This window comes from Shewanella sp. AS1, assembly GCF_021412565.1.
In the GTDB taxonomy this organism is placed as follows: Bacteria; Pseudomonadota; Gammaproteobacteria; order Enterobacterales; family Shewanellaceae; genus Shewanella.
The window spans coordinates 1-285 of record NZ_JAKCLJ010000103.1 but is presented as its reverse complement, the minus strand read 5'-3'; the positions used below and the strand labels follow the sequence as shown (position 1 = coordinate 285).

Sequence of the window (285 nt, the reverse complement as noted above, 5' to 3'; positions counted from 1 at the left end):
GAGTGGATCTTGAGCCCCCGAGCCCCCCGGCTGAGCTGTTCCTCAAAGTGGGACATCACGTCTGGCCGGTGCCTGGGGTTCAGGTTGGCGATCGGGATCAGTTCAGGATGAAAGGCGTTGATTTCATCCGCCCGCTCAAACGGCATGACCCCTGCGGTTCCAGGTGAGTATTCGGGAATGAGGATACCGGCAACAACGCCTTCCTCCTTGATGACATCCCCGTACTCCTGAGGGAGCTGCCTTTCTTCCCCGTCGAAGAGGCGCGGGACATAAGGGCCCGTGTCC

1 protein-coding gene is annotated in these 285 nt (G+C 60.4%); it reads right to left on the bottom strand.

The window, feature by feature from the left end; translation table 11 throughout:
- Nucleotides 1-285 (bottom strand): hypothetical protein (locus tag LZP69_RS16240; protein WP_234201730.1); only part of this gene is annotated, 285 nt, incomplete at both ends.